Source organism: Amycolatopsis sp. NPDC021455 (assembly GCF_040640995.1).
In the GTDB taxonomy this organism is placed as follows: domain Bacteria; phylum Actinomycetota; class Actinomycetes; order Mycobacteriales; family Pseudonocardiaceae; genus Amycolatopsis.
On sequence record NZ_JBFACT010000057.1, the window covers coordinates 24,782 to 45,057 of the forward strand.

Consider the following 20,276-nt stretch of genomic DNA (forward strand, 5'->3'; position numbering starts at 1 on the left):
GCTCCAAGGCACAAGCCGAAGTCGTCTCAAGCTGGAGTACCGCAATGACCCAAGCCCCTGTCAACGTGACCGTCACCGGCGCCGCCGGCCAGATCGGCTACGCGCTGCTCTTCCGCATCGCGTCCGGTCAGCTCCTCGGCCAGGACGTCCCGGTGAAGCTGCGGCTCCTCGAGATCCCGCAGGCGGTCAAGGCGGCCGAGGGCACCGCCATGGAGCTCGAGGACGGCGCATTCCCGCTCCTGGCAGGCACCGACATCTTCGACGACCCCAAGCAGGCCTTCGAAGGCACCAACATCGCCCTCCTCGTCGGCGCCCGCCCCCGCAGCAAGGGCATGGAGCGCGGCGACCTCCTCGAAGCCAACGGCGGCATCTTCAAGCCCCAGGGCGAAGCCATCAACGCCGGCGCCGCCGACGACATCAAGGTCCTCGTCGTCGGCAACCCCGCCAACACCAACGCCCTCATCGCCCGCTCGCACGCCCCCGACGTGCCCGCCGACCGCTTCACCGCGATGACCCGCCTCGACCACAACCGCGCCCTCGCCCAGCTCTCCAAGAAGCTCGGCGTCCCCGTCACCGAGCTCAAGAAGCTCGCCATCTGGGGCAACCACTCCGCCACCCAGTACCCCTCGGTCCAGCACGCCGAGGTCGGCGGCAAGCCCGTCGACGTCGACCAGGCCTGGCTCGAAAACGACTTCATCCCCACCGTCGCCAAGCGCGGCGCGGCCATCATCGAAGCCCGCGGCCTCTCCTCCGCCGCCTCGGCCGCCTCCGCCGCCATCGACCACGTCTACACCTGGGTCAACGGCACCCCGGCCGGCGACTGGACCTCCGCCGCGGTCGTCTCCGACGGCTCCTACGGCGTCCCCGAAGGCCTCATCTCGTCCTTCCCCGTCACCGCCGAGAACGGCCAGTACAAGATCGTCCAGGGCCTCGAGATCGACGACTTCTCCCGCGCCCGCATCGACGCCTCCGTCGCCGAACTCGTCGAGGAACGCGACACCGTGCAGAAGCTCGGCCTCATCTGAGCAACTCCACGGAAAAGGGGCCGCCGTCACCCCGGTGACGGCGGCCCCTTTTCCGCGTGCCCGGACGCTCAGGCGGCCACCAAGTCCGTCCGCGTCCGCAGCAAGGCCCCGGCGCTCAGACCGCCACGCACCCCGACCTCCCCGGTGACGTCGTCACGGGTTTCGGCGTACCCGTGGGCCACACCGGCACCGTAGGCCGCGGCCGTAGCGGCGATGAAGGCCAAACCCCAACCGGCGGCCTTGCCGAACGCCGCGTGCGCGGCCAGCCGCGCGGTGGCCTCCGCGGCAGTGGCCGCACAGCTCACCGGCACGACCGGCATCGCCACCTGCAAGCGAACGAGCGCACCGGCCTGCACGCCGGCGGCTTCTTCGATCCTGTTCATCGTTGTCCTCACGGTTGGGCCGACTCGATCACGCGTGACGCTAGCTTCGCGCCCTACGCCCCACATCCACCCAACTGACGAGGCAGGCCAGGTTCAGCGATTCGCGGAAACCCCGTCCGCATCGCCCGCAGCGAACACCGCACGCTCACAGCGAAACCCCGCACCCGCCGTCGATCACCGGCCCTACCGTCAGGCCCATGACCCTTCTCGCCGTACCCGAAATGCAGGCACCCGGCCAGCCGACCGAAGACCCGGTCTACCAACAGCTCCTGCGCGACCGCATCGTCTTCCTCGGCTCCGAGGTCAACGACGAAGTGGCGAACCGGCTCATCGCCCAGCTGCTCCTGCTCGCCGCCGACGACCCCGCGAAGGACATCACCTTCTACATCAACTCCCCCGGCGGCTCGGTGACCGCCGGACTGGCGATCTACGACACCATGCAGCTGATCAAACCGGACGTCTCCACGTGGGGCCTCGGGTTCGTCGCGTCCATGGGCCAGTTCCTGCTCTCCTCGGGCACTCCCGGAAAGCGCTACCTGCTCCCGAACACGCGGATCGTCATGCACCAGCCGTCGGCCGGGATCAGCGGCGCCGCCACCGACATCGCCATCCAGGCCGAGGTCTTCGGGAAGATGAAGCGGCGGATCGCCGAGATCACCGCCCGGCAGACCGGCCAGAGCGTCGACCGCATCACCGCCGACGCCGACCGGGACCGCTGGTTCGACGCCGACGAAGCACTCTCCTACGGCTTCATCGACCACATCGTCACCAGCGAGCAGACCGCACCGGCCTGAGCCTTCCGCGTCTGTGCGGTTTTTGGGTGCAGAACTGGCTACTGCGGGCCGGTTTTCAAGAAAACCGGCCCGCAGTATAGGTCGTTATACACTCAGGGAGTCAGACTCCGCTGAGGCCGCGGCGGTCGAGGAGGGGTTCGATCTCGGGGTCGCGGCCGCGGAAGGCCCGGAAGGCGTCCATCGGGTCGATGCTGCCGCCTCGGCCCAGGAGGGTGCGGCGGAAGTGGTCGCCGTTCTCGCGGGTCAGGCCGCCGCTCTCCCGGAACCATTGGACGGTGTCGGCGTCGAGGACTTCGCTCCAGATGTAGGAGTAGTACCCGGCGCTGTAGCCGCCGCTGAAGATGTGGGCGAAGTACGTGGTGCGGTAGCGCGGCGGGATCGCCTCGACGGCGACGCCGGCTTTCACGAGCGCTTCGGCCTCGAACCGCTGCACGTCCCCCACCTGGTCGTCGACGCCGAGGCTGTGCCATGCCTGGTCGAGCAGGGAGGCCGCGAGGTACTCGGTGGTGGCGAAGCCCTGCCCGTACTGCTGGGCGGCGAGGAGCTTCTCGACCTGTTCCGCGGGCAGCGCTTCACCGGTCTCGTGGTGTTTGGCGTAGTGGGCCAGCACTTCCGGCCACAGCATCCACATCTCGTTGACCTGCGAGGGGTATTCGACGAAGTCGCGGGGCACGTTGGTGCCGGAGAAGGTCGGGTAGCGGACCGACGAGACCAGGGCGTGGAGGGCGTGGCCGAACTCGTGGAACGCGGTGACGACCTCGTCGAAGGTGAGCAGGGTCGGCTCCCCCGCCGGCGGCTTGTTCACGTTGAGCACGTTGACCACGACCGTCTTGCGACCGAGCAAATCGGACTGGTCGACGAAGGTGTTCATCCAGGCGCCGCCGCGTTTGGAGTCCCGGGTGTAAAGGTCGAGCAGGAACAGGCCGAGCGGGGTGCCGTCGGCGTCGAAGACCTCGAAGGTCCGGACCTCCGGGTGGTACTTCGGCAGGTCGTGCCGCTCGGTGAAAGTCAGGCCGTACAGCTTGGTCGCGGCGAAGAAGACGCCGTCGGCGTACACGCGGCCGGCCTCGAAGTACGGGCGCAGCGCCTCGGTGTCGACGTCGAAGCGTTCGCGGCGGACCTGCGCGGCGTAGTACGCCCAGTCGGACGGCCGCAGCTTCGCGCCCGGCACGTCGGCTTCCAGCAGCTGCTGGAGCTCGGCGGCTTCGGCGCGGGCGTTCGTGACCGCGGCGGGTGCCAGGCGCTCCAGCAGCCCGGCGGCGGCTTCGGCGGTCTTCGCCGTCTCGTCCGCGATGACGTACGCCGCGTGGTTCGGATAGCCCAGCAGCACGGCCCGTTCCGCGCGCAGGCGGACGATCTCGGCGGCGACGGCGTTGTTGTCGTTGGCGTTGCCGCGGTTGCCGCGCGCCATCGACGCGGTGTGGATCCGCGCGCGGACCTCGCGGTTCCGCAGCGTTTCCAGCGGTGACGCCTGACTGGTCGGCAGGGTCAGGGTGAGCACGTACTTGCCGTCCTCGCCACGGGCGGACGCGGCTTCGGCCGCGGTGGCGATCGCGCCGTCGCCGAAGCCGTCCAGCTCGGCGGGGTCGGCGATGACGACGGCCAGCTCGTTGGTGTCCTTGAGGAGGTTCTGCTGGAACTTCGTCTGCAGCGTGGAGAGCTGTTCGTTCAGCTCGCGCAGGCGGGCTTGCTCGGCCTCGCCGAGCGCGGCGCCGGCCCGGCTGAAGTCGGTGTGCCACCGTTCCAGCAGCCGCCGTGACTCCTCGTCGAGCCCGAGCTCGCCGCGGCGCGCGTGGAGGGCGTCGATCCGGGCGAACAGCTTGGGGTTCAGGTGGATGCCGTCGTGGTGGGCGGCCAGCTTCGGCGCGAACTCCGCCTGGATGTCCTGGATCTCGTCGGTGCTGTTCGAACCGGACAGGTTGTAGAACACGCTCGCCACCCGGCCCAGCAGCTCGCCGGCGCGTTCGAGGGCCACGATGGTGTTTTCGAACGTCGGCTCGGCGTCCTGCGTCGCGATCTGCTCGATCTCCGCCGCGTGCTCGGCCAGACCGGCCTCGAACGCGGGTCGGTAGTGCTCGTCGGCGATCCGGTCGAAGGGCGGCAGGGCGTAGGGCAGCTCGCTGGGTGCGGCGAACGGGTTGTCCGGCGAAATCATCGGGCAGGCTCCTGGTCGGGGAAAACACTCGGTCCCGCCACCCTACGGGTTCCCCCGGTACCGCCGTCAGCGCTTTAGGAAGGTGGCCGAAGTCACCGTCCCGTGGTACCGCCGACGACGGCGTCGCTGCTCCCGGCGGTCTTCTTGCCGCGCTTCGGCTTCGGTTCCGGCGGGACGATGCCGCCGAGGTCGCCGCCGTGGTCGTTGACCCGCATGACGAACGGCCGCGTCTCGGTGTAGCGCACGACCGAGATGGACGCCGGGTCGACGACGATCCGCTGGAAGGCGTCGAGGTGCTGGCCGAGCGCGTCGGCCAGGATCGACTTGATGACGTCGCCGTGGCTGCACAGCAGCCAGACGGCGTGGTCACCGTGCTCGGCGGCGATCCGCCGGTCGTGGGCGCGGACGGCGGCCACCGAGCGTGCCTGCATCTGGGCGAGCCCTTCGCCGCCCGGGAACACCGCGGCCGACGCGTGCGCCTGCACGACACGCCAGAGCGGTTCCTTCGCCAGGTGCTTGAGCTCCTTGCCCGTCCAGTCGCCGTAGTCCACTTCGGACAGCCCGGGCTCGACGACCTTGTCGAGGCCACGCGCGGCGGCCAGCGGGCCGACCGTCTGCTTGCACCGCAGCATGGGCGACACGACGAGACCCGCGAGTGGCACGCCGTCGAGCCGCTCCACGAGCTTCTCCGCCTGGGCGCGGCCGGTGTCGTCGAGGCTGACCTTCGGGGACCGCCCGGCCAGGACGCCGGAGCCGTTGGCCGTCGACTTGCCGTGCCGGAGCAGAATGACCGTACTCACGGCCCCCACCCTACGTGGCAGGTCTCCGGCGAAGTCGATCGCGCCGCGGTGCTCCGAGCGGAAGCGGCGCGGTGAGCTGCCGGCTGGTGTCGCGAATGACTCATTCGGGACGTGCGAGGTCCCCCATGACCCATTCGCGACCCGCGGAACCTCGCGACCTCGGCACCCAGCGGCCAAGGGGCGAGCCGGGCGACTCGGGTGGCGTCAGTGGCCGACCGGACCGGCGTTGGGGTCCAGGGCACCGGTGAAGATCAGCACGAACAGCAGCACGCCGAGGATCAGCCGGTAGATCACGAACGGCACGAAGCTGCGCTTCTTGATGTAGGCCATCAGCCAGGCGATCACGGCGTAGCCGACGCCGAAGGCGACCAGCGTGGCCAGGATCGTCGGACCCCACTGGGCCGGCACGCCGCCCGCGCCGATGTCCTTGAGCTTGTACACCCCCGACCCGAACACCGCGGGCAGCGCCAGCAGGAACGAGTACTCCGCCGCCTCCGCGCGGGTGTAGCCGAGCAGCAGGCCGGCGCTCGTCGTGCCGCCGGAGCGGGACACGCCCGGGATGAGGGCCAGCGCCTGCGCGAAGCCGAAGCCGAGCCCGTGCGGCACGGTCAGGTCGTCCAGCGTGCGCTCCTGCTTCCCGATCCGGTCGGCGACCAGCAGGATCAGGCCGAACACGATCAACACGGTCGCGGTGATCCGCAGGTCGCGGAACGCGCTGTCGATCTCGTCCTGCAGCAGCAGCCCGAGCACCACGATCGGCAGCGAGCCGACGATGATCAGCCAGCCCAGCCGGGCGTCCGGGTCGCGGCGCCACTCCGCCTTGTACAACGAGAAGAACCAGGCCCGCAGGATCTTCCCGATCTTCGGGCCGAAGTAGATGATCACCGCCAGCTCGGTGCCGATCTGGGTGACCGCGGTGAACGCCGCCCCCGGGTCGTCCCAGCCGGCCAGCGCCGCGACGATGCGCAGGTGCGCGCTCGAGGAGATCGGGAGGAACTCGGTCAGGCCCTGGACCAGGCCCAGGACCAGTGCTTCGAACCAGCCCACGTCAGGCCACCCCCGCCAGCTCGAGCGCCTCGGCGGCGGTACGCAGGGCCTGGGCCGGCTCCGGTGTGTACGGCGACACTGACAGGGTCGTCACGCCGGCTTCGGCGAATTCGGTCATCTTCTCCGCGATCCGTTCCTTGGGTCCCAGCAGCGACGTCGCGTCCAGGAACTCCGGCGGCACCGCCGCCATCGCCCCCGCCCGGTCGCCGGCCAGGTATTTCTCTTGCACTTCGGCGGCTTCCGCCGCGAAACCCATCCGGCACGCCAGCCGGTTGTAGAAGTTCTTCTCCTTGCTCCCCATCCCGCCCAGGTAAAGCGCCGCGTAGCCGCGGACGGCGTCCGCGCAGGCCCGCCAGTCGTCGCCGGGCACGAGCGGCACGGACGGGGCGACGTCGAAGCCGTCCAGACCGCGGCCCGCCCGCTCGGCGCCGGCCCGGACGTGAGCCAGCTGCTCCCCCGCGTGCGACGGCGAGAAGAACACCGGCAGCCAGCCGTCGGCGAGCTCCCCGGCCAGCTCCAGGTTCTTCGGGCCGATCGCGGCCAGGTAGAGCGGGACGTGCTTGCGGGCCGGGCGGACGGTCAGCCGCAGCGCCTTGCCGGGGCCGTCCGGCAGCGGCAGCGTGAAGTGCTCGCCTTCGAACCGCACGCGCTCACGGCGCAGCGCCGAACGCACGATCTGCGCGTACTCCCGGGTCCGGCCCAGCGGCGAGGCGAACCGCACGCCGTGCCAGCCCTCCGACACCTGCGGGCCGGACACGCCGAGGCCGAGCCGGAACCGGCCGCCCGACAGCGTGTCCAGCGTCGCGGCCGTCATCGCGGTCATCGCCGGCGTCCGGGCCGGGATCTGCAGCACGGCCGCGCCGACGTCGATCCGCGAGGTCTGCGCGGCGATCCAGGTCAGCACGGTCACCGCGTCCGAACCGTAGGCCTCCGCGGCCCACACGACCGCGTACCCCAGTTCCTCCGCCTGTTTCGCCAGTCCCAGGTTCGCGGGATCCTTCCCCGCGTCCCAGTAGCCGAGATTGAGTCCGAGTCGCACGGGGCCGAACCCTAACGGGGGCCTTGATCGCGACACGACTCACCTTGGTCTCCTCCGGCGGGGGACGCCCACTAGGCTCGGCGGTCGTGGAAAAGCGACTGCTCGGCCGCTCGGGACTCCGCGTTTCGCGGATGGCGCTCGGCACCATGACCTGGGGTGGCGACACCGACGCGGAGGAAGCGGCCAGCCAGCTGGTCGCCTTCGTCGACGCCGGCGGCACCCTGGTGGACACGGCCGACATCTACGGCGACGGCGAGAGCGAGCGGGTGCTCGGCTCGCTGCTCGGCGACCTGGTGCCCCGCGACGACGTCGTCCTCGCGACGAAGGCCGTCGCCAAGCGCACCGACGGCCCCTTCGGCGGCGGCGCCTCACGCGGCGCCCTGCTCACCGCGCTCGACGGCTCGCTCAAGCGGCTCGGCACCGACCACATCGACCTGTGGCAGCTGCACGCCTGGGACGACTGCGTCCCCCTGGCCGAGACGCTGTCCGCCCTCGAGTACGCCGTGACCAGCGGCAAGGTCCGCTACGTCGGCGTCTCGAACTACGCCGGCTGGCAGCTCGCGACGGCCGCCGCCGGTGCCTCCGCGCTCGCGCCGATCGTCTCCACCCAGGTCGAGTACTCGCTGCTCGAGCGCGGCGTGGACCGCGAAGTCGTGCCCGCCGCCGAGCACCACGGCATCGGGCTGCTGCCCTGGGCGCCGCTCGGCCGCGGCGTGCTGACCGGCAAGTACCGCACCGGCACCCCCGCCGACTCGCGCGGGGCGAACAGCGCCTACGCCGGCTACGTCGAGCACCACCGCACCGACCGGGCCGCCCGGATCGTGCAGGCGGTCGCGACCGCCGCCGACGGGCTCGGCACGTCGCCGCTCGCGGTCGCGCTGGCCTGGGTCCGCGACCGGCCCGGCGTCGTCGCCCCGGTCGTCGGCGCGCGGGACACCGGCCAGCTCACCGGCTCGCTGACGGCGGAGGACATCACCCTCCCGCCCGCCATCCGGTCCGCGCTCGACGACGTCAGCGCGATCGAGGTCGGCTACCCCGAACGCTGGCCGCGATGAGCGCCAGGTGTCTGTTCGGTGACACGCACGTGACGGCACGGGGATCAAGGAGCATGCTGGTGAAGACCGCCCGCCGAGGGACACCTGGAGGCAGCAACGTGCGTCGGCTCACCGCCGTGCCGTGGATCGCGATCCCGCTCGCCGGTGTCCTGGTGCTCTCGGGCTGCTCGTCGGCCAAGACGGGTGGCGACGAACTGCAGATCGTCGCGAACCCGACCGCCGCCCGCCCGGCCGTCTCCCCCGCGGTGACCGTGAAACCCGCGGGTCAGGTGCTCACCACCGGCTCGGTGTCGGCCGTCGCCGTCGACGCGAAGACGTCGACTCTCGTCGTCGCGGTTTCCCAGCCTCCGGCGTTGCGGCTGTACGACCTCAACGCGCTCGCGTCAGCCCCGGTGAATATGCCGTTATACGGCAAGGCCTCGCGGTTGACCGTGACGCCGGGGCGGGTGGAGATCGCGGAGCCGGATCAGGGCGTGGTGCAGCGGTTGTCGTTGCCGGACCGGAAGCTGACCGAGACGAAGACGGGTGGGCAGCCGGCGGCGAGCCTGGCCTACGGCGCCGACCGGCTGGTCGCGATGGGGGCAGGGAAGGACATCCAGGTGCTGCCGCCCGGCGGAGCGCCGCGGACGATCGGCGGCCAGCTCTACAGCGCCGACGACGTGCTCGACACCGGGGACGGCGTGGTGGTGCTGGACCGGCTGCGGACGGCGGTGTTCTCGGTCGACGTCGCCGCCGGCAAGGTCGGCGAAGGCCTGCGGGCGGGCGACGGCGCGGCGAACGCCGTGACGGACTCCTACGGGCGCGTGCTGGTGACCGACGCGCGGGCGGGCGCGCTGATCGCGTTCTCGGCTTCGCCGCTCATCATGCGCCAGCGGTACCCGGTTCCCGGCGGGACATACGGGATCGCCTACGACGCGACGCGGAGCCTGGCTTGGGTGACGCTGACGGAACGCAACGAAGTGGTCGGGTTCGACGTCCGTGGCGGCGAGCCCGTGGAGAAGTACCGGTTCCCCACCGTGCGCCAGCCGGACTCGGTCGGGGTGGACGAGAAGAGCGGCCGGGTGATCGTCGGCTCGGCCGCGGGAGAAGGGACCCAGGTGATCCAGCCATGACGACGGTCAGCGAGGCGGTGGTCGAAGGGGATTGGGAGTATCGCCGCCTGCACCTCCCCCCGGGCGTGTCCCGGCGTGCGGCGGCGATCCAGCTCTCCATCCACGCGGAGTTCGCGGGCTGGGAACTGCGCACCGTGCGGCTCTACGCCGACGGAACGCGCCGGGTCTGGCTGCGCCGCAAGAAGACGGCGGAAAGCCTGCCCGGCGCACTGCCGACCTAGCCTCCGTTCGGGCACGGGGTTCCGAAGGTCGCGAATGGGTCATTGGGGACCTCGCACGTCCCGAATGAGTCATTCGCGACACCGGGCGGCTACACGACGCCGTCGAGCTCGGTACGCAGGCCGATCGCCTTGACCAGCAGGTGCCGTCCGGCGAACAGGAGCAGTACGGCGACCGTCCCGGCCACGACCGCGGCGGCGGTGCCGAGCCAGAGGCCGATCACGTCCATCCCGTCGGTCGGCGACGGGATGTCGGCGAGCGTGACGTAGCCGAACACCGCGGCGGTGACGACGGTCGCCGCGCCGGTGGCGCCCACCACGACGTTCGCCCAGGTCAGCGCGGACGGCTCGAAGACCGTCCCGCGGCCGGCCCGGCGCAGCAGCAAGCCCAGGCCCACGAGCGCGACCTGCCCGCACGCGACGAACAGGATCGCGGCGGTCACCAGTGGCACCCGGATCGGCGCGTAGGGCGGGAACATTTCGACCTGGTCGGCCGCGGTCGTCGGGATGACGACGATCTGCGCGTACAGGCCGACGAGGATCGCGCCGACCACGGCGGCCTGGAGGGCGAAGACGAGGAAGCGAGGCATATATCGATAATCGATGCATACCGCTCGACTGTCAACCGAACACGCGGTTCAGCCAGTCGCTCCAGGTCTTCTCTTCGGTCTCGGCGTCCGCACCGGGGGCGAAGACGTTGTGGCACACGACCATCGCGCCGTGGAAGCCGCGCAGGTACCGGAACATCGCGTCCGCGGTCCGCACCCCGACCGTCTGGTCGTTCACCGCGAAGACGACGCCCTCCTGGCCGGCGGGCTCGATCCGGACCCGGTCGCCTTCGGCCGGACGCGCGGACAGGCCGAGTGCCGTGCCGAGCCGCGTCCACGCCTCGTCCCAGTCCCCCACCGGCGGCCCGAACGCCGTGATCGGCAGCGCCGTGCGCCCCGCGAAGTGCGTCAGGTACTCGACCAGGGTCCGGAAGAAGAGCTCGCCGCCCGCGGTCATCGCTTCGAACTCGTCCTCCCAGTCGTCACCGGGCAGGAAGCCGCTGGTGACGCACCGGACCACCGAGCTGCCGCCGCCGCGGCCTTCGACGAGGAACTCGTAGGCGATCTTCCGGCCGTCCGGTTCCGGCTCGCCGCCGTAGACGAGCTTCGCCGGCGGTTCCCACTCCCGGATCCGGTGCTCCGGCCGGTACTCGCCGAAGGCGCCGCGGACCACGCCGCCGGTGCCGCCGTCGACCTCGTTGCGGCCCATGTACCACGAGTCGACGCCGGGTCCGGTGGCGATGGCCTCCCACACCTGTTCCGGCGTCGCGCCGACCTCGGCGGTGTCGGTCAGCTCGAACTCATACCCCACGGTCGGACTCCTCCGGGACACTCGGGTGGACGGCGACGACCACCCGGTACGGGCGGCCCTTCTCGGCGCCTTCGTCGTGGTACTTGGCGACCAGTGTGGTGACGGCGGTCGCGAGCTCCTCGGCGAACGCGGCCCGGTCGGCGGCGGAGGCGAACCGGACCTCGCCGTCGAGCGCGAAGGTCGCCACGCGCTGCTTGGCCTTCGCGGCGCCGGTGATGAGCACGCCGACGTCCCGCACGAGCCGCCCGGCCACGGCGAGCAGCCAGCGGGCCGAGAGCCGGTCGGGCGCCTGGGCCGGGTCCGGCTGCACCGCGGCCAATGCCGACGGCGAGATGACGTACGACGACGCCGTCGCCCGCATCATCCGCTCGGTGACGTTGCCCTTGCGCCGCTCTTCGACCAGCTCGACCAGGCCGTGGTGCTCCAGCGTCCGCAGGTGGTAGTTGACCTTCTGCCGGGGCAGCCCCACCCGCGCGGCGAGCATGGTCGCCGACGCCGGTTCCGCCAGTTCGGCCAGCAGCCGGGCACGCACGGGGTCCAGCGACACTTCGGCCGCTGCCGCGTCTTCGATCACCGCCACGGAGAACATGCGCCCAGGATCGCGCCGAAAAGAGAAGTTGTCAAGAAGTCCCGTTTTGTCGGTAGGTCGCGTTGACCAGGGCGACCACCCGCGGCAGCACCTGCGCCGCGGCTTCCAGCGGCACGACGTGCCCGACCCCGGGCAGCACCACGGCGGTCCCGTTGCCGAGCCCGGCTGCCCACTGTTCGACGTCGGACGCGCGCACGATCCGGTCCCGCTCCCCCACGATCGCCGTCACCGGGAGGCCGCCGACCTGCGACAACGCCGCGTCGCGGGCGTACGCGTCCATGGCCGGGCGGAACAGCGACACCGTGTGCGGCCAGTTGCCGCGGATCATCTTCACCGTCAGCTCGACCTGCTCCGGATCCGGGTCGTCGCCGAAGAGCCACCAGCGCAGGCCCGCGCTGACCGCGCGGCTGGTGCGCTCGCGCACGACCCCGAAGAGCTTCGAGCCGAGCACCGCTTCGAGGTCGCGGGCCAGTTTCCCCAGCGCGTTCGGCCAGGCTGCCGACACTTCGGTGGCCAGCGTCCCCGACGACGTCGCGAGCAGCACCAGGCCCGAGACCCGCGCGGCGAACACTTCCGGGTGCCGCTGGGACAGCGACATGATCGCCAGGCCGCCCATGTCGTGCCCGACCAGCACCACCCGGCCTTCGGGGGCTTCGCGCGCGAGCAGCTCGGCGAGGTCGTCGCCGAGCTGCGCCATCGTCGCCGTCCCGCGCCGCGCCCGCCCGGATCCGCCGTGGCCGCGCTGGTCGTAGGTCAGCACGGCCACCGGCCCGTCGGCCGCGTCCGGGACCAGCGGCGCGATCCGGCCCCAGCTGCGCTGGTCGAGCGCGTAGCCGTGGACGAAGACCACCGTCACCGGCGCGGCCGGGTCGCCCCTGCGCACCACCTGCAGGGACGTGCCGTCGGCGAGCGCGAACGCGGTCATCAGCTGGTGCGCAGGAACCGGTCCAGCACGCGGGTGCCGAACTTCAGCGCCTCGACCGGGACCCGCTCGTCGACGCCGTGGAACAGCGCCGAGAAGTCGAGGTCCGCGGGCAGCTTGAGCGGCGCGAAGCCGAAGTTGCGGATGCCGAGCTCCTGGAACGACTTCGCGTCGGTGCCGCCGGAGAGCATGTACGGCAGCGTCTTCGCGCCCGGGTCCTCGGCCAGTACGGCGGCGGTCATCGCGTCCACGAGCGCGCCGTCGAAAGTAGTCTCGACCGGCGGGAGCTCCATCCACTCCTTCTCGATGTCCGGGCCGAGCAGCTCGTCGAGCTCGCGGTCGAAGGCTTCCAGCCGGCCCGGCAGGATCCGGCAGTCGACCGCGGCCTCGGCGACCGACGGGATGACGTTCGACTTGTACCCCGCGGTGAGCATGGTCGGGTTGGCCGTGTCGCGCAGGGTCGCGCCGATCATCCGGGAGATGTTGCCCAGCTTGGCGACCGAGCCCTCCAGGTCGTCCTCGGGGAAGTCCCACCCGGTGATCTCGGTGACGCCGGCGAGGAACTCCTTCACGGAGTCGGTGAGCACCAGCGGGAAGCGGTGGTTGCCGAGCTTCGCGACGGCCTCGGAGAGCTTGGTGACGGCGTTGTCGCGGTGGATCATCGAGCCGTGCCCGGCGGTGCCGCGCACGCGCAGCTTCATCCAGCGGATGCCCTTCTCCGCCGTCTCGATGAGGTAGGCGCGGACGTCGTCCTTGAGCGTGATGGAGAAGCCACCGACCTCGCTGATCGCCTCGGTCACGCCCTCGAACAGCTCGGGGCGGTTCTCGACGAGCCACTGCGCGCCGTACTTCCCGCCGGCCTCTTCGTCGGCGAGGAAGGCGAAGACCAGGTCGCGCGGCGGGACGACGTTGTTCAGCTTGTAGTGCCGCGCCAGCGCGAGCGCCATCCCGCACATGTCCTTCATGTCGACCGCGCCGCGGCCCCAGACGTAGTCGTCCTGGATCGCGCCGGAGAACGGGTGGACCGACCACTCGGACGCATCGGCGGGCACGGCGTCGAGGTGACCGTGGATCAGCAGGGCGCCGCGGGACCGATCGGCCCCTTCGAGCCGGACGATGACGTTGTGCCGGTCCTTCCCGCCCGACTCGACGTAGGTGATCTCGTAGCCGGCGTCGGTCAGCTTCTCCGCGACGTACTCGGCCGCCACCCGCTCGCCGACCAGCGTGTCGGGATCGCCGGTGTTGGTCGTGTCGATGCGGATGAGCTCACTGGTCAGCGTGACGGCCTCGGCCGCGGCGGCTTCGATCAGGTTCGGTTCGGTCACCGGCCCTTCCTATCACCCGGACGGTCGCGTGCGCCGGACGAGCACCAGGTGAGATCCGCTCGGTCCACCACGGCAGGTCAGGGCGCGCCGGCGCCGGCGGGCACCTCCGGCCGCGGGGCCGCACGGCGGAAGTAGGCCGGTCTCGCCGCCGCGGGTGATGCTGGACGGCGACACGGACGACGAGGAGCTGCTCATGCTGGTGTGCGTGACCGGAGGTACGGGTTTCGTCGGCTCGCACACCACCGCGGCCCTCCTCGCCGCCGGGCACCGGGTCCGCCTCCTCGCGCGGCGGCCCGAAGCGGTCGGTGCGGTCCTCGGCCCGCTCGGCGCCGGTGCGGCCGGCGTCGACGTCGTGCCCGGCGATGTCACGGACGCCGCCGCCGTCGACGCGGCCGTCCGCGGGACCGATGCCGTGCTCCACGCCGCGTCGGTGTACTCGTTCGACCCGCGTCGCCGGGCGGAGATCCGGCGGACCAACGTCCGCGGGACCGAGCTCGTGCTCGACGCCGCCCGCAGGCACCACGTCGGCCGGACCGTCCACGTCTCCAGCTTCGGCGCGCTGCTGCCGGCCCCGGAACGGTTCCTCCGGGAAGACGCACCCGTCGGCCGGCCCCGGGAACCGTACCTGGCGAGCAAGGCGGCGGCCGAGCTCGTCGCCCGGCAGCACCAGGAGCGGGGCGAACCGGTCGTGATCACCTACCCGCCCGGCCTGCACGGTCCGCACGACCCGCGCCTGGGCGACCAGAACCGGCGGCTGCGGGACCTGCTCCGCGGCCTGATGCCGATCTGGCCCGGCGGCGGGTTCCCCATCGGCGACGTCCGCGACACGGCGGCGGCGCACGCGACGCTGATCTCTTCCCCGGCGGCCGCCGCTCGTCAGTTCACCCCGGGGCGCTACCTCACCACGCGCGAATACCTGCGAGCGATCCGCGACGCGACCGGCCGCGCGCTCCCGGCCGTCTTCCTGCCCGCCCGGGCCATGATGCCGGTCGGCCGGCTCGCCGACGCGGTCCAGCGCGTGGTCCCGTGGCACATTCCGGCGGAGTTCGGCGCCATCTACACCTGCGCGCACGCCTGCTGGCACCGGCCGGCCGGGGACACCGCACCCCGCCCCCTCGGCGAAACGATCACCGACACGGTCCGCTGGCTGCACGATCGCGGCGCGATTTCCGGCCGCGCGGCCGGAACCACCGTCCGCGCCCTGCCGGAGAACGCGGCGCGACAGGTGAGCTGAGCCCGGCGAAGCATTCGGGAGCACTAGGCCCTGTCCTGGGCCTCCTCCACGGCCGTGAAGGAGGCCAGCGTCTCCGGTGCCCCGAAGCGGCGCACCAGCGCGGGGTCGCCGTACGCGGTGATCCGGGCGATCCCGGCCGGTGACACGGTGAGCACCGAAACGCCGAACGGCCGGTAGGCGCCCCCTTCGCCCCGTACGTAGGAAACGGCGGCCGGCTGTCCGCCGTTCGCGCTCGTGGGCAGCATCCGCCATCGGCCCGGTTCGTCCAGCACCTGCGCGGCGAGGAACGGCACGCAGTACCGCTGCCCCGCGAACCAGGTCCGGGCCGGCGGGAACTCCAGCACCGCGTCCTCGCGGAGCACCGTCCGCAAGGCGTCGACGTCCGCGTTTTCGAAGGCGGCGATGTACCGGGTGAGCAACGCCTTCCGGCTCGGTTCGTCGATCTCGGTGACGTCGTCCTGGACCGGCGCGTGCTCTTCGATCCGGGCCCGCGCCCGCTTGAGCGTGCTCTTGACCGCGTCGGCCGTCGTTTCGAGCATCTCGGCGACTTCGGCCGCCGGCCAGTCGAGGACGTCACGCAGGATCAGCACCACCCGCTGCCGCGCCGGGAGGTACTGCAGGCTGGCGATCAGCGCGAGCCGCAGGCTGTCCCGGCGCGTGACGATCGAGGCCGGGTCGTCCGGCTCGGCCACGAGCAGGGCGTCGGGCACCGGCTGCACCCAGGCCACCCCCGCGTCCGCGGGGACCACCGGCGCCTCGACGTCCTCCCCCGGCATGCCGAGGCCGGTGGGCAGGACGCGACGGGCCCGGTGCTCCAGGAAGGTCAGGCACACGTTCGTCGCGATGCGGAAGAGCCAGGTCCGCACCGACGACCTGCCCTCGAAACCCGCGAAAGCCCGCCAGGCACGCAGATACGTCTCCTGCACGACGTCCTCGGCGTCGTCCACCGAACCGGTCATCCGGTAGCAGTGGGCGAACAGCTGCCGCCGGAACCCTTCGGTGCGCGCGACGAATTCGCCGTGGTCCCCCGTGCCGACGTCAGGCTGTGCCATCCCCGCTCCCCGGCCGATAGCTGAGGACGGCGATGCCGGTCCCCAGCTCACTGCAGCCGGCCAGCTTCAGGTCGGCGCGCGGCGCGCCGTCGGCGAAGAGCCGCTTCCCCGCGCCGACGACCACCGGGACCACGAGCAGGTCCAGCTCGTCGACGAGACCGTGCCGGAGAAGCGATGCGCTCAGCGTCGGGCTGCCGTACGTCATGATGTCACCTCCGGGCTGCTGTTTCAGCTCCGCGAGCGCGGTCACGGCGTCGCCGGCCAGCGCCGTCGCGTTCCAGCCGAGGTCGCCGGTGAGCGTGGTCGAGGCGACCAGCTTCGGGATGCCGTTCAGCCGGTCCGCGTACGGTCCCGACGCGTCCGGCCACGCCTTGGCGAACATCTCGTACGAGTGGCGGCCGCAGAGGAAGTAGTCGCAGGTGGCCAGGTGCTCCAGCGACCGCTCGACCGCCTCTTCACCGAAGTACGGCGCGGCCCACCCGCCGTGCGGCGATCCGCCGAAGCCACCCGGGTCCTCGATGACGCCGTCCAGTGTCACCAGCGTCGAGACGATGATCTTGCGCACTTTCGCTCTCCTTCGTCGGCCGGGGGTGGGAGTCGGCCCTCACCACATGTAGACCGGACAGGACCGCGGCAGGGGTCGCGGCCGGGAAGGTTTTTTCGAACGCGGTGATGGCAGGATGCCGCCATGGTCAACCTGCCCCTCGACGGCGTCACCGTCGTGTCCTGCGAACAGGCCGTCGCCGCGCCGCTGGCCACCCGGCACCTGGCCGACCTCGGGGCGCGCGTGCTCAAGATCGAGCGGCCGGGCAGCGGCGACTTCGCCCGCGCCTACGACGAGACCGTGCACGGCCAGTCCAGCCACTTCGTCTGGCTCAACCGCTCCAAGGAGAGCGTCACCCTCGACCTCAAGAGCGACGCCGCGAAGCCGGTCATGGCGGCGCTGCTCGACCGCGCCGACGTGTTCGTGCAGAACTTCGCGCCCGGTGTCGCCGAACGGCTCGGGCTCGGCGCGGCCGCGATCCGCGCGGCCCGGCCGCGGCTGATCACCTGCTCGGTGTCCGGCTACGGCTCGAGCGGCCCCTACCGCGATGCCAAGGCCTACGACCTGCTCATCCAGTCCGAAGCCGGCCTGGTCTCGGTGACCGGGTCGGCGGGCGAGCCGGCCAAGAGCGGCATCCCGGCCGCGGACATCGGCGCCGGGATGTACGCCTTCTCCGGCATCCTTTCCGCGCTCTACGACCGGGAACGCACCGGGCGCGGGACCGCGCTCGAGGTCAGCCTGTTCGATTCGCTCGTCGAATGGATGGGGTTCCCGCTCTACTACGCCGGTTACGGCGGGACGCCGCCACCGCGGACCGGCACCAGCCATCCGGCGATCGCGCCCTACGGCACCTTCACCGCCGGCGACGGCACCGAGCTCGTGCTGGCCGTGCAGAACGACCGGGAGTGGGCGGCCTTCTGCGAGCACGCCGTCGAACGCCCGGACTGGATCACCGACGAGCGGTTCGCCACCGGCAGCGCCCGCGTCGCGCACCGGGCCGCGCTCGAACGCGAAATCGACGCCGTCTTCGCCACGCTGACCGGCGCCAAGCTGGAAGCCCGGCTCACGGCGGGCCGGATCGCCCACGCGCGCCGCCGTGAGCTGCCCGACGTCCTGGCGCACCCGCAGCTCACCGCACGCGACCGCTTCGCGGACGTCTCCACCCCCGCGGGGGCCGGTCCGGGCCACGCTGCCGCCGATCACCGTCCCCGGCCGGGCGCCGAGGATGGACCCCGTCCCAGCCCTGGGCGAGCACACCGACGCGGTGCTGGCCGAGTTCGGGTTCGACGCGGACGCGTTGCGGCGTCAGGGCGCCGTGTAGCGCAGGGCGATCTTGTGCTCGCGCGGCCGGCCCGTCTCGACGAAGCCGAGCCGTTCGTAGAACGCCTTCGCGCGCGTGTTGACGTCGAGGACTTCGAGCACGACGTCCTGGCCGCGCGACGCGGCTTCGGCGACCAGCGCCTTGACGACGTGGCCGCCGATGCCGCGGCCCTGGTACACCGGGTCGAGCTCGATCAGGCCGAGGACGACTTCGGTGCCGTCGTCGATGACGGTCAGCGCTCCCGCGTCATGGCCGTCGACGGTGATGATCTGCGTGTGCGCCGCGTCGAAGTGGGTCTCGTGGTAGGCACGCTGCGCCGGCTCGTCCCAGCCCCAGATCGCGTCGACGTACTCGCCGAGCGCGCTGCGGTGCAGCTGGAAGCAGAACTCGTCGTCACCCGACTTGAGCCGGCGCAACGCGACCTGCTGGTTCTTCCCGCCCACGGTTCCCCCTGCCATCACTGGTCGAGGATGCGCCGGGCCCTGGCGAGCACCGGCTTGTCCACCATCCGGCCGTCCACAAGGGACACCGGATCGCCCGCCGTCACCACCCGGCGCGCCCACACCAGTTCGGCTTCGGTCGGCGCGAAGCCGGCCCGGACCGGGGCCACCTGCCGCGGGTGGACGCACAGCTTGCCGCCGAAGCCGAGGCGGCGCGCGTACCGGACGTCGGCTTCGAGCCGGGCGTCGTCGCGCACGTCCGTGGTGACGCCGTCCACCGGTGCCGCGAGCCCGGCGGCGGCCGACGCGATCACCAGCCGGGACCGCGCGTAGGCGAACGGCTCCGGGTCTTCCGGCGCGACGCCGAGCTCGGCCGCCAGGTCGACGTGGCCGAAGGCCAGCCGTGTCACCGACGCCACGGCGGCCAGTTCACCGGCACGTTCGACACCCCGGGCCGTTTCGACGAGGGCAACGACTTCACGGAACCCGGCGAGCACTCCGGGGTTCTCCGCCTTCGGCACGACCACCGGAACGCCCAACGCGGCCACCAGCGCGGCGTCGGCCTCGAACCACGGGGTGCCCGGCGGGTTGATCCGGACCATCGCGGCATGCCGCTCGAGCCAGGCTCCGACGGCGGCGCGCGCGGAGTCCTTGGCCGCGGGGGCCACGGCGTCTTCCAAGTCGAGGATCACGACATCGGCACCGGCGGCCACGGCCTTGCCGAAGCGGTCGGGCCGGTCGCCGGGCACGAACAGGAACGTCGTCGCGGCCACCTCGCCACGATAACGAAACCCCTGCGGGTAAGGGGTCCCTCGGTCCGGGGTGCGTGTTCACCCGATGTGGTCGAGCAGGCCTCAGGCCGATCGTGGGTTTCACCGTCCGACGAGGTGAGGGAGCGAACATGCGCGGCGACTGGATTCACGACTGGGTCCTCGTGGAGATGGACTACCGGGCGGGCACGCCGTCGCGGGTGGCGGCGGTGCGTGCCGAGGAGCGCCGGCCGCCGTCGAAGCCGTGGCGGGCGTTGTGGGCCACGTTGTTCCCGCCCCACCGCGCCGGAGTGTCCTGCCCGTGACGGCGATACGTCACCGGTTCCGGTAGCGCAGCACGCCCGCGTCGGCCTGCTCGGACAGGTACCGGTCGAAGGTGATCTTGCCGTCGCGGTGGTCCGGCGCCAGGTGGCCGCCGTCCGCGTAGGCCCGGAACGTCTCACCCGGCACGCTCAGCGGGACGATCCGGCGGCGCCGGCCGCTCGCCTCGGCGACCGCCTGGGCCAGTTCCGCGGCCGCCAGGATCTCGGGGCCGCCGAAGTCGTCCGCCCGGCCGGCCGGGTCGTCGAGCGCCAGGTCCGCCAGCCGCTCCGCGACGTCCCGGACGTCCACCGGCTGGAACGACAGCCGCGGCACGGGCAGTACCGGGAGGCGGGACGCGCCGGCGAACAGCGTCCGGACCAGCGCGTGGAACTGCGTCGCCCGCTGGATCGTGTACGGCAGGCCGGAAGCGGCGAAGACCTGCTCGGTTTCGCGCTTGGCCCGGTAGTAGCCGAGCGGGACGCGGTCGACGCCGACGATCGAGACGTACACCAGGTGCGGGCCGCCGGCCCAGCGCGCCGCCTCGACCAGCGTGCGCGCGATCTCCGCTTCGCGTCCGAAGTAGTCGGTGGCGCAGTGGACGACCACGTCGGTGCCGGCCACCGCGCTGTCGATGCCGCGGCCGGTCCGCAGGTCGCCCCGGACGACGTCCGGCGCGGGCCGCCGGCTCAGCACGCGGACCTCCTCGCCCGCCGCCCGCAGCCGCGCGACCACGACGCTCCCCAGCTGGCCGGTCCCGCCCGTGACGAGGATCCGCACGTCGACCACCTC

The 20,276-nt window shown here is 72.0% G+C and carries 22 protein-coding genes and 1 pseudogene; 8 read left to right on the top strand and 15 right to left on the bottom strand.

Annotation, left to right across the window (positions count from 1 at the left end; all coding sequences use genetic code 11):
* The first annotated feature begins 44 nt into the window (after positions 1-44).
* Positions 45-1,025, top strand: coding sequence for a malate dehydrogenase (locus tag AB0G28_RS38055; protein ID WP_361101011.1), 981 nt, complete (start codon positions 45-47; stop codon positions 1,023-1,025).
* 68 nt (positions 1,026-1,093) lie between these two features.
* Here the strand turns inward: AB0G28_RS38055 and AB0G28_RS38060 are convergent, their stop codons facing one another.
* Positions 1,094-1,408: a hypothetical protein gene (locus tag AB0G28_RS38060; RefSeq protein ID WP_361101014.1), complete on the bottom strand. Its 315-nt coding sequence runs from the start codon at positions 1,406-1,408 to the stop codon at positions 1,094-1,096.
* A gap of 197 nt (positions 1,409-1,605) precedes the next feature.
* Between AB0G28_RS38060 and AB0G28_RS38065 the strand changes: the two genes are divergently transcribed.
* Positions 1,606-2,202: an ATP-dependent Clp protease proteolytic subunit gene (locus tag AB0G28_RS38065; protein WP_361101017.1), complete on the top strand. Its 597-nt coding sequence runs from the start codon at positions 1,606-1,608 to the stop codon at positions 2,200-2,202.
* 100 nt (positions 2,203-2,302) lie between these two features.
* Here AB0G28_RS38065 and AB0G28_RS38070 read toward each other — a convergent pair whose 3' ends face one another.
* The 4 genes from AB0G28_RS38070 to AB0G28_RS38085 all read right to left on the bottom strand — a co-directional run bounded on the left by AB0G28_RS38070 (position 2,303) and on the right by AB0G28_RS38085 (position 7,243).
* Positions 2,303-4,357 (bottom strand): M3 family metallopeptidase, encoded by a 2,055-nt coding sequence (locus tag AB0G28_RS38070; protein WP_361101020.1) that lies wholly within the window; start codon positions 4,355-4,357, stop codon positions 2,303-2,305.
* A gap of 92 nt (positions 4,358-4,449) precedes the next feature.
* On the bottom strand, positions 4,450-5,157 hold the full coding sequence (locus AB0G28_RS38075) for a histidine phosphatase family protein (protein ID WP_361101023.1): 708 nt from the start codon (positions 5,155-5,157) through the stop codon (positions 4,450-4,452).
* A gap of 204 nt (positions 5,158-5,361) precedes the next feature.
* Positions 5,362-6,204, bottom strand: a complete 843-nt coding sequence (locus AB0G28_RS38080) for an undecaprenyl-diphosphate phosphatase (protein WP_361101026.1) — start codon at positions 6,202-6,204, stop codon at positions 5,362-5,364.
* A 1-nt stretch (position 6,205) separates the two neighbouring features.
* Positions 6,206-7,243 carry an LLM class F420-dependent oxidoreductase gene (locus AB0G28_RS38085; RefSeq protein WP_361101029.1) on the bottom strand — a complete coding sequence of 346 codons (1,038 nt, stop codon included), beginning with the start codon at positions 7,241-7,243 and terminating at the stop codon, positions 6,206-6,208.
* A gap of 86 nt (positions 7,244-7,329) precedes the next feature.
* Here AB0G28_RS38085 and AB0G28_RS38090 point away from each other — a divergent pair, with 86 nt between their 5' ends.
* The 3 genes from AB0G28_RS38090 to AB0G28_RS38100 all read left to right on the top strand — a co-directional run bounded on the left by AB0G28_RS38090 (position 7,330) and on the right by AB0G28_RS38100 (position 9,631).
* Positions 7,330-8,298: an aldo/keto reductase gene (locus AB0G28_RS38090; protein WP_361101032.1), complete on the top strand. Its 969-nt coding sequence runs from the start codon at positions 7,330-7,332 to the stop codon at positions 8,296-8,298.
* A gap of 98 nt (positions 8,299-8,396) precedes the next feature.
* Entirely contained in the window at positions 8,397-9,410 is a 1,014-nt protein-coding gene (locus tag AB0G28_RS38095) for a hypothetical protein (protein ID WP_361101035.1), read from the top strand.
* Positions 9,407-9,631: a DUF5703 family protein gene (locus tag AB0G28_RS38100; RefSeq protein WP_072478962.1), complete on the top strand. Its 225-nt coding sequence runs from the start codon at positions 9,407-9,409 to the stop codon at positions 9,629-9,631. The genes AB0G28_RS38095 and AB0G28_RS38100 overlap by 4 nt, the downstream gene beginning before the upstream one ends.
* Positions 9,632-9,720: 89 nt before the next feature.
* Here AB0G28_RS38100 and AB0G28_RS38105 read toward each other — a convergent pair whose 3' ends face one another.
* Genes AB0G28_RS38105 through AB0G28_RS38125 form a run of 5 tightly spaced genes read right to left on the bottom strand, consistent with a single transcriptional unit; the run spans position 9,721 to position 13,823 of the window.
* Complete coding sequence (locus AB0G28_RS38105; RefSeq protein WP_361101038.1) at positions 9,721-10,218, bottom strand: DUF2975 domain-containing protein; 498 nt, start codon at positions 10,216-10,218, stop codon at positions 9,721-9,723.
* A gap of 31 nt (positions 10,219-10,249) precedes the next feature.
* Positions 10,250-10,987: an SRPBCC domain-containing protein gene (locus AB0G28_RS38110; RefSeq protein ID WP_361101041.1), complete on the bottom strand. Its 738-nt coding sequence runs from the start codon at positions 10,985-10,987 to the stop codon at positions 10,250-10,252.
* Positions 10,977-11,576 (bottom strand): helix-turn-helix domain-containing protein, encoded by a 600-nt coding sequence (locus AB0G28_RS38115; protein ID WP_361101044.1) that lies wholly within the window; start codon positions 11,574-11,576, stop codon positions 10,977-10,979. The genes AB0G28_RS38110 and AB0G28_RS38115 overlap by 11 nt, the downstream gene beginning before the upstream one ends.
* Before the next feature lie 31 nt (positions 11,577-11,607).
* Positions 11,608-12,501, bottom strand: a complete 894-nt coding sequence (locus tag AB0G28_RS38120) for an alpha/beta hydrolase (protein ID WP_361101047.1) — start codon at positions 12,499-12,501, stop codon at positions 11,608-11,610.
* On the bottom strand, positions 12,501-13,823 hold the full coding sequence (locus AB0G28_RS38125) for a M20/M25/M40 family metallo-hydrolase (RefSeq protein ID WP_361101050.1): 1,323 nt from the start codon (positions 13,821-13,823) through the stop codon (positions 12,501-12,503). The genes AB0G28_RS38120 and AB0G28_RS38125 overlap by 1 nt, the downstream gene beginning before the upstream one ends.
* A 157-nt stretch (positions 13,824-13,980) precedes the next feature.
* Between AB0G28_RS38125 and AB0G28_RS38130 the strand changes: the two genes are divergently transcribed.
* Complete coding sequence (locus AB0G28_RS38130; RefSeq protein WP_361101054.1) at positions 13,981-15,057, top strand: SDR family NAD(P)-dependent oxidoreductase; 1,077 nt, start codon at positions 13,981-13,983, stop codon at positions 15,055-15,057.
* 23 nt (positions 15,058-15,080) lie between these two features.
* On the opposite strand, the gene AB0G28_RS38135 is transcribed toward AB0G28_RS38130, so the two are convergent.
* Together AB0G28_RS38135 and AB0G28_RS38140 are read right to left on the bottom strand one after the other, a co-directional pair.
* On the bottom strand, positions 15,081-16,109 hold the full coding sequence (locus AB0G28_RS38135) for a sigma-70 family RNA polymerase sigma factor (RefSeq protein WP_361101057.1): 1,029 nt from the start codon (positions 16,107-16,109) through the stop codon (positions 15,081-15,083).
* Positions 16,096-16,674, bottom strand: coding sequence for a dihydrofolate reductase family protein (locus AB0G28_RS38140; protein WP_361101060.1), 579 nt, complete (start codon positions 16,672-16,674; stop codon positions 16,096-16,098). Before AB0G28_RS38140 ends, AB0G28_RS38135 begins: the two co-directional genes overlap by 14 nt.
* Before the next feature lie 123 nt (positions 16,675-16,797).
* Between AB0G28_RS38140 and AB0G28_RS38145 the strand changes: the two are divergent.
* Positions 16,798-17,974 (top strand): annotated as a pseudogene (locus AB0G28_RS38145) (CaiB/BaiF CoA-transferase family protein).
* Here the strand turns inward: AB0G28_RS38145 and AB0G28_RS38150 are convergent.
* Positions 17,959-18,432: a GNAT family N-acetyltransferase gene (locus AB0G28_RS38150; RefSeq protein ID WP_361101063.1), complete on the bottom strand. Its 474-nt coding sequence runs from the start codon at positions 18,430-18,432 to the stop codon at positions 17,959-17,961. The pseudogene AB0G28_RS38145 and the gene AB0G28_RS38150 overlap by 16 nt on opposite strands.
* Positions 18,432-19,187, bottom strand: coding sequence for a CoA ester lyase (locus tag AB0G28_RS38155; protein ID WP_361101066.1), 756 nt, complete (start codon positions 19,185-19,187; stop codon positions 18,432-18,434). The genes AB0G28_RS38150 and AB0G28_RS38155 overlap by 1 nt, the downstream gene beginning before the upstream one ends.
* 128 nt (positions 19,188-19,315) lie before the next feature.
* Here AB0G28_RS38155 and AB0G28_RS38160 point away from each other — a divergent pair, with 128 nt between their 5' ends.
* Positions 19,316-19,489, top strand: a complete 174-nt coding sequence (locus AB0G28_RS38160; RefSeq protein WP_361101069.1) for a hypothetical protein — start codon at positions 19,316-19,318, stop codon at positions 19,487-19,489.
* Positions 19,490-19,499: 10 nt separating this feature from the next.
* On the opposite strand, the gene AB0G28_RS38165 is transcribed toward AB0G28_RS38160, so the two are convergent.
* Positions 19,500-20,273, bottom strand: a complete 774-nt coding sequence (locus AB0G28_RS38165; RefSeq protein ID WP_361101107.1) for an NAD(P)H-binding protein — start codon at positions 20,271-20,273, stop codon at positions 19,500-19,502.
* Positions 20,274-20,276: the final 3 nt, after the last annotated feature.

Excerpts from the sequence above, each read along its gene's own strand:
- AB0G28_RS38055 (WP_361101011.1), top strand. The coding sequence starts at position 45 with ATGACCCAAGCCCCTGTCAACGTGACCGTCACCGGCGCCGCCGGCCAG.
- AB0G28_RS38060 (WP_361101014.1), bottom strand. The coding sequence starts at position 1,408 with ATGAACAGGATCGAAGAAGCCGCCGGCGTGCAGGCCGGTGCGCTCGTT.
- AB0G28_RS38065 (WP_361101017.1), top strand. The coding sequence starts at position 1,606 with ATGACCCTTCTCGCCGTACCCGAAATGCAGGCACCCGGCCAGCCGACC.
- AB0G28_RS38070 (WP_361101020.1), bottom strand. The coding sequence starts at position 4,357 with ATGATTTCGCCGGACAACCCGTTCGCCGCACCCAGCGAGCTGCCCTAC.
- AB0G28_RS38100 (WP_072478962.1), top strand. The coding sequence starts at position 9,407 with ATGACGACGGTCAGCGAGGCGGTGGTCGAAGGGGATTGGGAGTATCGC.
- AB0G28_RS38105 (WP_361101038.1), bottom strand. The coding sequence starts at position 10,218 with ATGCCTCGCTTCCTCGTCTTCGCCCTCCAGGCCGCCGTGGTCGGCGCG.
- AB0G28_RS38115 (WP_361101044.1), bottom strand. The coding sequence starts at position 11,576 with ATGTTCTCCGTGGCGGTGATCGAAGACGCGGCAGCGGCCGAAGTGTCG.
- AB0G28_RS38120 (WP_361101047.1), bottom strand. The coding sequence starts at position 12,501 with ATGACCGCGTTCGCGCTCGCCGACGGCACGTCCCTGCAGGTGGTGCGC.
- AB0G28_RS38130 (WP_361101054.1), top strand. The coding sequence starts at position 13,981 with ATGCTGGACGGCGACACGGACGACGAGGAGCTGCTCATGCTGGTGTGC.
- AB0G28_RS38135 (WP_361101057.1), bottom strand. The coding sequence starts at position 16,109 with ATGGCACAGCCTGACGTCGGCACGGGGGACCACGGCGAATTCGTCGCG.
- AB0G28_RS38150 (WP_361101063.1), bottom strand. The coding sequence starts at position 18,432 with ATGGCAGGGGGAACCGTGGGCGGGAAGAACCAGCAGGTCGCGTTGCGC.
- AB0G28_RS38160 (WP_361101069.1), top strand. The coding sequence starts at position 19,316 with ATGCGCGGCGACTGGATTCACGACTGGGTCCTCGTGGAGATGGACTAC.